Here is a 12488-nt window from a genome sequence, read left to right on the forward strand (position 1 = left end):
ATTACTATTCTGTCCTAAGACTCTTCACTGGATTTTGCAATGCAGCCTTAATAGTCCCAAAGGATATTGTGGTCAATGCGATCAATAGTGCTACGATTCCAGCTCCCGCAAATAGCCCGATATTTAAGTCCATTCGGTAAGAATAGTGCTCTAGCCATTGATTGGCATACCACCAGGCTACAGGCACTACAATAATAAAAGCAACCACTACCAACTTCATAAAATCCTTGGCTAGTAGTATCACCAATGAAGGTACATTGGCGCCTACTACTTTTCGAATTCCGATTTCTTTGGTTCGTTTGTTTACGACAAGCAAAGAAATGGCCAACAGACCAATACAACTTAGCAGTATAGATATGATAGCTCCACTGGTGATAATGGTGATCATAATTCTTTCACGTCTGAAAGTTCTATCGATATTTTCATCAATAAAAGACCCTAGAAACTCCGAATTTGGCTCTAGTTTTAACCATGCCTTTTCTATAATATCATAGGTTTGTGAAATATCAGAAGGTGCTACTTTAACGTAAGCATATCGCACTTGTTTTTGCGTTGATAGAAATATGGTAAGCGGTTCAATCTCTCTATCCAAATCTTTAAAATTGAAATCCTTGACCACACCCACTATCGTATGTTGAATGCTATCACTTATGATATTAAGTCTTTTCCCTATGGGATCAGGTTCCTGAAGCTCTTCGATCATGGATTCATTGATGACAACAGATAAACTGTCTGAGGCAAAATCGCGATCAAATGATCTTCCAGAAAGCAAAGAAATATCCAAAGTGTTGAGATAATCATGATCCACTACCAACATATGTGTTCCTACCTGTCGATTTTTGTAATCAAACCCCAACGAGCTAGAATAACGGCTTCCGTCTCTACCTCTACCCAAATTATCATCAGACGCGGTGATTCCAAGAATATTGGGTTCATTTTTCAATTCTTCTCTAAGGAGATTCACTACTTTATTGCCTCCTTGTTTACCATTAAGAGGTACCGAAATTACTTGTGTTTTATTAAACCCCAAGTCTTTGGTTTGCATATATCGTAGTTGTCCTCGAAGTACAAAACTTCCGCTGATTAATAAAATCACAATAGCGAATTGAACAATCATCAATATATCTCTTACTCGATCACGGCCATTGATTTGTATTTTCCCCTTTAGCGCTTGCAGTGTACCCAGTTTACTTAGTAAAAGCGCCGGATACCCTCCTGCGACTGTAGTCAAAGTAAAAAATACCACAACCAACACGATTACGGTAATCAGACTCAAAGTGTTTGTAAATGTAGCTCCCGTGTTGAATAAGGATTTGAATTCATCAATAAAAACAACGCTTAGGATGCCTCCAAAAATTAAGGTTGTGATAAAAATCAAAACACTCTCACTCCAAAACTGCATAAACACATGCTTTTTTGCAGCGCCCAGTGTTTTGCGCATTCCAATTTCTTGTAGTCTTGATGTACTTTTGGCAATGCTCATATTTACAAAGTTCACACAAGCAATAAACAGCAAGAGTATAGCAATACTCAATACAACATAAGGTAACGCTCGACTCACTATCAACTCCCTATCGCTGTAACTTGTAAAATACAGATCCTCAAACGGGTGTAATTTCATTTGAACATACTCCCCATTTCCATTCAAAGGTGATCCATCTCTTTTTGCATTTTCTATTTCTTCTGAAAAATGAAGATTCATGAATGCTCTTGTGTTTTCTTCAAATTGAGCAACCGAAACACCTTCGTTTAACTGAACATATACTTCATGATTAGAATGATCCCATTCATTTTTATAATCTTGATACTGTGGAGAATTTTGGAAATTAATAATTACTTCGAACTCCATGCTACTATTATCCGGAATATCCTGTAAAACTGCAGCAACCTGAAAAGGCTTCTTTCTTCCTTTAATCAAAAGATCTACGGTCTCTCCTACCACATCAGTAGTACCAAAAATGGTATTTGCCATTTTATGTGTAATTCCGATCGTATTTTTTTCTTGTAACCATGTGCCTTGGCTCCCTTTTTCCTGAGCAAAAGAGAACATCTCCAAAAAATCTGGATCCACCCAATTGATATCTGCGGTTATTTCCTTTTCATCTTTTAGTAACAAAATTTTTCCATCTTGATATCTAGAAATTTTATATATCCCTGGTACCTCTTGTTTTAGCGCATTGGCCAAAGGCATAGGCTGAGAAATATAAATGTCTGATCCCTCAGGAATTTGCCATTGGGTATATAGCTGATGGATTTCTCCTTTATTTTCATGAAAATTATCGTAAGAAAGCTCAAAAAAAGCAGCCATGCTCAACAAAATGGCCACTCCAAAAGCGACAGAAAGCCCAATAATATTTAGGATCGTAAACCCTTTGTTTTTCCAAAGGGTACGCCACGCTATTTTGATATAATTTTTAAACATGTTGTTTCTTATTTGCAATTATTCACTTCTTAGACTTTTGGTTGGGTTTGCGGTTGCCGCCTTGATGGTTTGATAACTTATAGTTATCAATGTGATCAGTAATAATCCCGAAATAGACATCACAAAAACCCACCAGCTTATTTCGGTATGGTAAGTATAGTTCTCCAACCATCGCTTCATAAAAAACCAGGCGATTGGCGTGGCGATTGCTCCGGCAATTAGAATTAGTTTACAAAAGTCCTTGGCAAAAAGAATTAATATTCCCGAAACTCCACTACCCAAGACTTTACGAATCCCAACCTCTTTTGTTCTTTGCGCAACGAAAAATGAAATCAGTCCGTAAAGCCCCAAGCAGCTAATAAAAATGGCTAACCCAGAGAATAATTTTGAAAGAGATAACAAGCGTTGTTCTTCTTCATATTGATCTTGAACACGCTCATCGAGAAAACTAAACTCGTAGATGAACTTTGGAAAAACCTGCCTCCATTTTTGTTCAATTTCGTTTAATGTGCTTTTTACATTCTGATCATTAATTTTTACCGCAATCTCATGAAATGCATTAGTTTGTGGAGCGATGAAAACTGGACTAATATCCAAATGGAAGTTTTGGTCATGAAAATTGGCTATAACTCCTGAAACAGTTGCTTTTATAAATCCTCCATTAAGTTCCAGTTGTTTGCCTATCAACTCTTCTGGCGAACCTAAACCTAGTTTCTGTGCAAGTTTCTCGTTGACTACCACCTCGGTAATAGAATCCGACATTCTAAAATTTCTACCAGCTACCAATTGTAAATCAAACGTACTGATGTAATCATCGTCAGCCATTTTTGCTGATATTGAAAACTCTTCATATTCTGGTCGGTTATTATATCTTAAACTAGTTCCCCAATTGTTATACCCTGCTCCTGGACTAGCCAAACAGGCAGTTACATTTTCTACTCCCGGTAATTGAAAAATTCGTTCTTTAAGACCTTCGAGTTTGATATGTTCTATATCTTCTGGAACACTAAGCATAACAATAGCATCCTTATCAAACCCTAAATCCGCGTTTACCGCATAGTTAATTTGTTTACCAATCACGACAGTGCCCACAATCAAAAGAATAGAAATCACAAATTGTGCGGTTACCAAAATTTTACGTGTAAATTGACCTCCAGCATCTCTTTGGGTAAGTTTTCCTTTTAGGGCAAGCGTCGGAAGAATTCGTGCCAATAAAATACCAGGATAACTTCCTGCAAAAAGGGAAACAAATGTCAATAAAGTAAGAACCAGACCAGCCACTTTAATGTCCAAAAGTGATTGTAAAGACAGGTCAAGTTCAAAAAGGGAATTAAATGAAGGAAGCACAAGTAATGTGATAAACAAGCCTACTAGCATTCCAAAAAGACTGATAATAAAAGTTTCAGAAATGAATTGCCAAAATAAATGTTTTTTGTTACTCCCCAACACCTTTTTTATCCCAATTTCTTTTGATCGAGTAAAGGCTTGCGCTGTTGAAATATTGATGAAATTGATACACGCTACCCCAATTAAAAATATACCTACCAAACCAAATATCCAGAGTAAACTCACATTAATCCCATCGTATCTATTATCAAAATGAATATCGGAAAGAGCCTGAAGTTTGTAACGGTGTACATTTTTACTTCTAGGTCTATGTTTATTTACCAATTCGATTAAGGTTTGCTCTATATGAGCGATATCCTGATTTGGATGTAACAATGTAAAACATCGCAGTGACCCATTAATACCTCCCCAACTCCCACTATATATAAAATCATCATACGCTTTGATAGAAGGATAGGAAATAAAAATAGGGGTAGAGATCATCGAATTTGCCGGCAAATCTTTAAGAATACCTATTACCTCGATAGTTTCCTGATTCTCTAATATAAAGTTTTGCCCCAACGGGTTTTGTTCTCCAAACATTTTGGTCGCAAAACTTTGAGTGATATACGCTGTATTTGGTTCTTCTAGTGTTCTCCCACTAAGTTGATCTACCAAAGGAAAATCAAAGATTCTGAAAAATGAAGATTCTGAAAAAGCAATATCTTCTCTAAACCGTTTTGAATTTTTTTCATCTGCACCATCGATCTGCCAATCTTCTCGATAATAGTAACTAGCTACTTCTTCGGCAAAATCATAATCAGATTGAAAAGCTTTTGCAAATCCTGGTGGTACCGCAGATTCATACTCCACATCATCTCGACGTTCTTCGGTAACAACACGATAGATTCTATCTTCATTGTTATGAAAATTATCAAACTGGAGATGGTGATTTACAAATAAAAAGATAAGTATTCCGCATGCAAATCCCAATGCCAGACCTAAAATATTGATCAGAGCAAACACCCTTTTCTTTCTAAGGTTTCTCCAGGCGATTAATAAATGAGTTTTAAACATAACTTCGTTTTTTGATGATATTTATTCGGTTCTTAAGCTCTTTAAAGGCTTAATAAATGTGGCACTTATTGATTGATAACTAACGGTAAGAATGGCAATGACGGTTACCAACACCGCACACCAAACAAATACCTGCCAATTAAGCGTCACTTTGTATTCGAAATCTTCTAACCAACGTTTCATTACAAACCAAGCGATTGGTGATGCAATCACTATAGATATAACTACTAGTTTTAAAAAGTCCTTACTCAGTAATTTGTAGATTGTAAAATGTGAAGCTCCAAGTACGATTCGAATACTGATCTCCTTGTTTCGTTGTTCTACCATAAAAGCGGATAGTGCAAATAGCCCTAAGCAAGCAACGAATAATGCAAAAAGGGCAAAACTGTTAAAGATGATGCCTAACCTTTGTATATCTTTATGCATTACCTCGAATCGTTGATCCAAAAAGGTATATCTAAGGCTTTGATTTGGAGATAAATCATCCCAAATTGCATGAATAGATTTGATCAAGTCTTTTGGACTATCTCCATTGATTCTAGCAGTAACAATAGAAGATTCGTTTCCTATCGCCATACAAAGAGGTTGTATAGCTTCTTTTAAAGAGGCAAAATGGAAATCTTCAACGACTCCGATCACTTCAAAAACTTGTCCGCTATTGGTTATTTTTTTACCCACCGGATCTGTTAAACCTAATTGCTCAACCATTTTTTCATTGATAATAGCTCCACTCTCTGCATCATCTCTTCGATCTTTGGAAAAATCTCTCCCCGAAGACAGTTTCATTCCCATGGTTTTGATATAGTCTTCATCAACGCGCCACATTTGTCCGGCTACACCTTTGTTTTCACCAACACGACCTTCTTTCCAAAAAGCATTACCGTTTCTTTTGGTTTCTGTAATGGGCAGGTAATCACTGATCGAAACCTGATGCACTCCAGAAAGGGATATCAACTCTTCTTTAAAAGTGTTGACTTTATCACCCAAGGTATTCGTTCCTTTAATAACAAGCACCTGATCTTTGTTGAATCCTAATTCTTTATTCAGGATGTAATCCATTTGCTTGTAAATCACCAAAGTTCCTATTAAAAGAATTACCGATACCGAAAACTGAAAAATTACTAATCCGCTACGTAGGTTTCCACTTTTACTCCCCAGACTCAAACTACCTTTCAACACATCAACAGGCTTAAACGAGGATAAATAAAATGATGGATACAATCCTGCGATAATCCCAACTACAATGGACGCTAAAACGATAAGAGGCAAAAACCAGAGTGCTCCCCAAGGAATAAGTATTTCCTTGGATGCAATTTCATTAAAATAAGGCAACAACATCCAGGCAAGAAACACCCCCGAACCAAATGAAATAAAGCTAAAAATTACCGATTCTATTAGAAACTGAGTTACCAGATTTTGCCTGAAAGCACCCACCGTTTTACGAAGTCCTACCTCTTTTGCCCGGTTGGCTGATTTTGCTGTAGAAAGATTAATAAAGTTGATACATGCCAAAAGCAAAATGAAAATAGCAATCCCTCCAAATAGCCATACGAAACGAATATCGCTATGAGATAAGTTATCTTGTATGTCTACAGAGCGTAAATGAATATCGGTTACGGGTTGTAAAATAAATCGAGAGCTATTACGCATTTCACGTATTTCTTCTTCAGAAGCATTGCCCTGTAGCGCTGGCACTGCATACTTATCAAAGGTCTGCATTAATTTTTCCTCGAGAGAAGCTATATCTGTACCTGGTTTTACCAACACATAATTGGCATAGTTACTAGACAGCCAATTCGCACTTTCTCCCTCCCAAAACTCATGATGTGCTTTGGTAATTAAAAAATCATACTTAAAATGAGTATTTGAAGAAATGATCCCCATAACTCCTCCAATCGTGTACGGGTTTTCGACGTCATTGTCTAATATAATTTGTTTGCCCAATGCATTTCCTTCTGGAAAATATTTATCCGCTTTTTCTTTAGAAAGTACGATCGAATTGGGGGCAGATAGTGCATTTTCTCTAGACCCTAAAACCAAAGGAATATCTAATATTTCTAATAAACTCGGATCCACAAACACAAATTCTTCTTCAAAATTACTTTGTGTCTGATTCAGAGTCCTTAGTTCTTTTCCAACAGGACTTAATAGTTCATGTTTTAGAAATCTTCCGGATTTTATAATTTCTGGATAATCGTTGGTTAATGCTTGAGCAAAAGGCGACGGGAAAAATACATGTTGTCTTTTTTCTCCATTAAGCATAATCTCTCCAATCACCCGAAACGCCTGATCCTTTTTGGTATTATGTGTATCATAACTTACCTCATCTCTAATGAATAAAAAGATCAGGATACATGCTGCTATTCCTATAGCAAAGCCCCCTATTTTGATAGTGGTAAACATCCGATCTTTGCTAATGTTCCTCCATGCTATTTTTAAATGATTCTTAAACATGACTGTTCGTTTTTTGATGATTTTATTCGGTTCTAAGACTCTTTACCGGATTGGCCAAAGAGGCTTTCAGGGCGTGAAAACTAACGGTTGCCAGTGCGATGATTATTGCACTTGTGCCCGCTAGTAAGAACATCCACCATTCTATCGAGATTCTATAGGCGAAACGAGATAACCAATCGTTCATAACATACCAAGCCAACGGCGATGCGATTAAAAACGCCACGGTAACCAGCTTTAGAAAATCAGTAGATAGTAATTTTACTACTTGGGCCACCGAAGCTCCCAGTACTTTACGAACCCCAATTTCTCTTTTGCGTTGAAGCATAGAATACGCAGCAAGACCTAGCAAACCAAGACAAGAGATTAAAATCGCCAAGACCGCGAAATTGAGAAACAAACTTCCAAAGCGTTCCTGACTACGATATTGTTTATCAAAGTTTTCATCCAGAAATTGGTAATTAAAAGAATCGTTTGGTAAAATGGCTTCCCATTTGTTTTGGATATCTGCTAATGTCTGTTTGATATTGTTCCCGGTAATTTTGATAGCTAATAGATCAGTCTCATCTGGCTTCATGGTCATGGTGAGTGGTTGTATATTTTCTTGTAGTGATTTGAAATGAAAATCCTGTATCACCCCAATGATCTGACCATCTTTCCCCCATTGCGAGAAGGTAGCACCCAACGCATCTTTTGGAGAAGCATAACCCAAAAATTTTACCGCTTTTTCATTAATGATCATCCCTTGAGCAGAATCGGTAACAAAGTCTCTGGAAAAACCTCTCCCGGCAATCACTTTAAGACCAAATTGAGAAATAAAGTCATGATCAACGAAGTAGGCATTGATATTTGCAATCTGACCTTCTCCCTGGCTATTTTGAATTACAGAATATGCCGAATTATTATATGCTCCAGGAACAGCAGAAGCCAAAGTTGTCGACACCACACCTGAGATATTATCGATATTATCCTTTAACTCTTTTTGCGCTGAAGAAACGGTTACTGGTAAAAGAACGGTATGCTCTTTATCAAACCCTAATTCTTGGCTACGCATATAATTCATTTGGTTGTAAATGATAATCGTGCCTATAATCAACGTAATTGAAATGGTAAACTGTGTAATCACTAATCCTTTTCTTAAGATGATCCCTCTGGTTCCTGTAGAAAAATTACCTTTCAATACATTTACAGGCTTAAAAGAAGACAATACAAACGCAGGGTAGATTCCTGCAAAGGCACCAATGGATAAGGCGATTAAAAACAGATAAGCAATATTGATAGGGTTGGTAAAAATCCCATCACTAATCACTTTTCCTGCAATTTCATTAAACGCTGGTAAAACCAAAGCTGCCAATATCGAAGCAATTACAAAAGCGATCAAGCTTATGATAATAGATTCGCCTACAAACTGTAGAGATAACTGACGTTTTTCGGCTCCGATTACCTTTCGTACTCCAACCTCTTTGGCTCGCTCTACTGATCTGGCAGTAGTTAGATTCACAAAGTTGATGCATGCGATCAACAGAATAAAAATTGCAATAATAGAAAAGATATAAATAGTTCCTAAATCCCCGCTATACTCTCCTCCTCTTTCAGAACGTAAATACACATCTTCCAACGGTTCTAAGAATAAGGAAACAAACATTTTGTCGCGTCTCATCGTCTCTCCTGAATTACGTTCAAGAAAGTCTGGAAATTTTGCTTCTAGTTGTTTGGGATCTGTATTGGGATGCACAAGAATATACGCGGCAGGATCATACAACCCCCACGCATCATTAATTCTTGGTAATACCCCTTTGCTATAGGTAGTCATAGAAATAATCATATTCGCTTTGATATGAGAATTCTCTGGGATTTCATCCATAATACCGGTTACCGTAAAAGGTAAGTCATTGATATCTTCATCTTTAATGCGTATGGTTTTTCCTATTGCAGATTCATTACCAAAGTATCTATTTGCCGTTTCCTGGGTAAGCACGACACTATATGGTTCCTGCAATACAGATTTCTTATCTCCTTGAAGTAACCCAAAATCGAACATTTCAAAAAACGCTCTATCTGCTGCCGCAGCTTTATCTTCAACAAGTTTTATTTCATCTTTTCGGACCGCCAGTTCTAAACGCATAAAACGCACTGCCGAAATTACTTCGGGAAACTCTTCTTCCATATGCGGAGGTACCGCACAAGCAGGTCTACTACTTTCCATCTTTCCAGAAGAAGGCGTATCCAGATCTGCTACAACTCGGTAAATGGAATTTTTCTTACTGTGAAACTTGTCATAGCTATGCTCAAAGTTTACATATTGTAAAATAAGAAATCCTGCAGTTAGCCCTATTGCCAAACCTATGATGTTGATTCCAGAATACACCTTATTCTTGATGAGGTTTCTCCAGGCTATTTTGAAATACATTTTAAACATGACTGTTCGTTTTTTGATGTTGTAAGTTGATGAGGTTTTAGATCTCTAATTCATTTTTCGTATGGTTGCATCCCCTATAATAATTCCTTTATTTACAGAAGGGTTACCATCGTATGTCACATTCGCTTCACCATAGGCAGTTACTTTGAGATCATCTTTAACATTAACTCTGAAATTACCTTCTCCATAAGCAGTGATCTTGGTGCTTTCATTATTGAGTCCTAAAGCATTTATTTCTCCTTCTCCATACACCGTATATTTTTGACGATTTACGGCTCCTCCTTTAAATTCAAGATATCCTTCTCCATACATGGTTACCCCTAATCTGTCTACACTGATTTCTTCTAAGGTAACTTTAGGTTCTCCATACAGTTTTAATCTAAAATCTTCGGTTTGTATTGGACTTAAACACTTGATCACTTCTTCTCCTCTGATAGAAAGTTCTTTGAGGTTCTTGTAAGTAACTGTAGCAGTAATCATAGTCCCTGGATAAATTGGTTTTTTCATTTTCCATCCATTTTGATGATGCACTTTTTTCTGTTTAGTCACCATTTTTGCCCCATCCAGATAGATTCTTAGTGTTTTTCCTTCTACTTCTACATTGATTTTATGATCTTCTACTTTTGAATTTTCTATAACCACACTCTCGGTATCTCCTTGCTTAAATACCACCTCAACATGTGGACTAATGATTGCTTTTTCAAAATGATCAACGGTAATGTTCTTTTGGGCATAACCTACTGTAGTAGCTATAAGCGCAGTGGTAAGCGTAACGATTTGAATAACTAATTTTGTCATGAGTTTAATTTTTTGTGTTTATACTTTATGCATTTACCTCGAAAGGTTTATTTTGACTTTCGGTTACAATTTGTCCGTCAAAGAGATTGATGATTCGATGTGCGTAATGTGAGTCTCGATCAGAGTGAGTAACCATAATAATCGTAGTTCCTTCTTGATTGAGTTCGGTTAGTAAATTCATCACCTCGATCCCATTTTTGGAGTCCAAATTACCTGTAGGCTCATCGGCAAGTATTAATTTGGCATTGGTAACCACAGCTCTGGCAATTGCAACTCTTTGTTGCTGTCCCCCTGATAATTGTTGAGGGAAGTGCTTTTCGCGATGTGCAATTTTCATACGTTCCAGTACGGCATTTACTTTTTGCTCCCGTTCGCTCTTTTTCATATTCAAATAAATAAGAGGTAGTTCTACGTTTTCAAAAACGGTAAGTTCATCGATGAGGTTAAAGCTCTGAAATACGAATCCCAAGTTTCCCTTTCTAATTCTGGTACGTTGATTTTCTCGTAATTTTCCTACTTCTTCTCCACCAAAATGATAGCTTCCTTCTGTAGGATTGTCGAGCATTCCCAGGATATTAAGAAGTGTAGATTTTCCGCAACCAGATGGACCCATAATGGCTACAAATTCTCCTTCTTCAACGGTAAGGTTCACATTATTTAAGGCCAGAGTCTCAACTTCTTCAGTTCTAAAGCTCTTTTTTAAATTCTTGATCTGTATCATTTCTTGATTGTTTATTTTATGTTTATTTAAGTATGATTTTTTCGGCATCACCAAAATTATCATAGTTTGATGTAATTACTTGTTCTCCAGTTTCGAGTCCTTCTAATAACTCATAGTATCTAGAGTTTTGTTTTCCAATTCGTATCGGTCTTCTCCACGCTACATTTCCAGACTCATCCAATACGAAAATCCATTGTCCACCGGTACTCTGAAAGAAACTTCCTTTTGGCAACAACAAAGCCTCATTAGATGCTCCCAATTGCAACTTTAGGTTATAGCTCTGTCCTGAACGAATAGTTTCTGGTTTTTCATTCACGAAGACTAAATCTACATTAAATCTTCCATTTCTTACCTCTGGATATACCTTCCGAATTCGTAATTCATACTCGGTACCATTACGTTCTAATACAGCAGTTAAGTTTCTTTTTACTCTATCAATATAATGCTCATCGATTGAAGCTTCTATTTTGTAATCGGTTAACACATTTACCTGCCCTATACGTTGCCCTTGTTGGATACTTTGCCCTATTTCGGCATCCAAAAATCCCAACTGACCATCTGCAGGAGCTCTTACATTAAGATGATCAATCCGTTCGTATACCATGGATAGTGTTTTTTTCATTCTCGCCAGGTCCCCATCTAGCTCTTTCAAAGAAGTATTACGAAGTACATTATCCTGATCCGTTTGGATTTTTATGATTTCGAACTGTTTAGCTGCTAACTCATAATTTTCTTTTGCAGTTAAATACTCTTCTTTAGAGATAAGCTCATCTTTATACAAGGCCTCGTTTTGCTCGTAGGCTCTTTTTACTTTCTGCAATTCGTATTTTGAGTTTACCAAATCTTTTCTTCCTTCTACTTGTCTAGCATCAAAAGTAAGTTTGGTGGATCGCAGATCATTCTGTTTTAAGGCCAGGTTATTTTCGCTTGCTAAAATTTGCTCATACAATCCTCTATTTTCCAGCTTTAAAATAATATCTCCTTTCTTTACCATGGCACCTTCTTCGATCAACTTTTCGGTTACTCTTCCTCCTTCATAAGCATCCATATAGATAGTACTTATAGGAGCGACATTACCATTGATGGTGATATAATCATCAAATTTTCCGAAGGATACTTTTGCAATAGAAAGCTTTTCCCGATCTGTTCGAAAGGTAGATGCCGTATTGCCAAAAGCCATTTTCCAACCCATAAAAAGTAACAGTATACCCCCAACAATATACCCATAATGTTTAGGTCTTAATCCTTTTTTCTTTTCAATCTTTATATCCATT

General features: G+C 36.9%; 7 protein-coding genes. All 7 read right to left on the reverse strand.

Annotated features, from left to right (window positions below):
• Nucleotides 1–4: 4 nt before the first annotated feature.
• The 7 genes from BUE24_RS09810 to BUE24_RS09840 are packed head-to-tail and all read right to left on the reverse strand — an operon-like array spanning nucleotide 5 to nucleotide 12487.
• Complete coding sequence (locus tag BUE24_RS09810) at nucleotides 5–2422, reverse strand: ABC transporter permease (RefSeq protein WP_073315845.1); 2418 nt, start codon at nucleotides 2420–2422, stop codon at nucleotides 5–7.
• Nucleotides 2423–2440: 18 nt separating this feature from the next.
• On the reverse strand, nucleotides 2441–4825 hold the full coding sequence (locus BUE24_RS09815) for an ABC transporter permease (RefSeq protein WP_073315846.1): 2385 nt from the start codon (nucleotides 4823–4825) through the stop codon (nucleotides 2441–2443).
• A gap of 21 nt (nucleotides 4826–4846) precedes the next feature.
• Nucleotides 4847–7279 carry an ABC transporter permease gene (locus tag BUE24_RS09820; protein WP_073315847.1) on the reverse strand — a complete coding sequence of 811 codons (2433 nt, stop codon included), beginning with the start codon at nucleotides 7277–7279 and terminating at the stop codon, nucleotides 4847–4849.
• Nucleotides 7280–7301: 22 nt separating this feature from the next.
• Nucleotides 7302–9695 (reverse strand): ABC transporter permease, encoded by a 2394-nt coding sequence (locus tag BUE24_RS09825; protein WP_073315848.1) that lies wholly within the window; start codon nucleotides 9693–9695, stop codon nucleotides 7302–7304.
• A 45-nt stretch (nucleotides 9696–9740) separates the two neighbouring features.
• Nucleotides 9741–10493, reverse strand: coding sequence for a head GIN domain-containing protein (locus BUE24_RS09830; RefSeq protein WP_073315849.1), 753 nt, complete (start codon nucleotides 10491–10493; stop codon nucleotides 9741–9743).
• A 25-nt stretch (nucleotides 10494–10518) separates the two neighbouring features.
• Nucleotides 10519–11214: an ABC transporter ATP-binding protein gene (locus BUE24_RS09835; protein WP_073316194.1), complete on the reverse strand. Its 696-nt coding sequence runs from the start codon at nucleotides 11212–11214 to the stop codon at nucleotides 10519–10521.
• A 22-nt stretch (nucleotides 11215–11236) separates the two neighbouring features.
• Entirely contained in the window at nucleotides 11237–12487 is a 1251-nt protein-coding gene (locus BUE24_RS09840) for an efflux RND transporter periplasmic adaptor subunit (RefSeq protein WP_073315850.1), read from the reverse strand.
• Between the last annotated feature and the right edge of the window lies 1 nt (nucleotide 12488).

The sequence above is a fragment of the Aquimarina spongiae genome (genome assembly GCF_900141785.1).
GTDB lineage: Bacteria > Bacteroidota > Bacteroidia > Flavobacteriales > Flavobacteriaceae > Aquimarina > Aquimarina spongiae.

Coding starts and splice junctions, on each gene's coding strand:
- BUE24_RS09835 (WP_073316194.1), bottom strand. CDS start 11,214: ATGATACAGATCAAGAATTTAAAAAAGAGCTTTAGAACTGAAGAAGTT.
- BUE24_RS09820 (WP_073315847.1), bottom strand. CDS start 7,279: ATGTTTAAGAATCATTTAAAAATAGCATGGAGGAACATTAGCAAAGAT.
- BUE24_RS09825 (WP_073315848.1), bottom strand. CDS start 9,695: ATGTTTAAAATGTATTTCAAAATAGCCTGGAGAAACCTCATCAAGAAT.
- BUE24_RS09830 (WP_073315849.1), bottom strand. CDS start 10,493: ATGACAAAATTAGTTATTCAAATCGTTACGCTTACCACTGCGCTTATA.
- BUE24_RS09810 (WP_073315845.1), bottom strand. CDS start 2,422: ATGTTTAAAAATTATATCAAAATAGCGTGGCGTACCCTTTGGAAAAAC.
- BUE24_RS09840 (WP_073315850.1), bottom strand. CDS start 12,487: ATGGATATAAAGATTGAAAAGAAAAAAGGATTAAGACCTAAACATTAT.
- BUE24_RS09815 (WP_073315846.1), bottom strand. CDS start 4,825: ATGTTTAAAACTCATTTATTAATCGCCTGGAGAAACCTTAGAAAGAAA.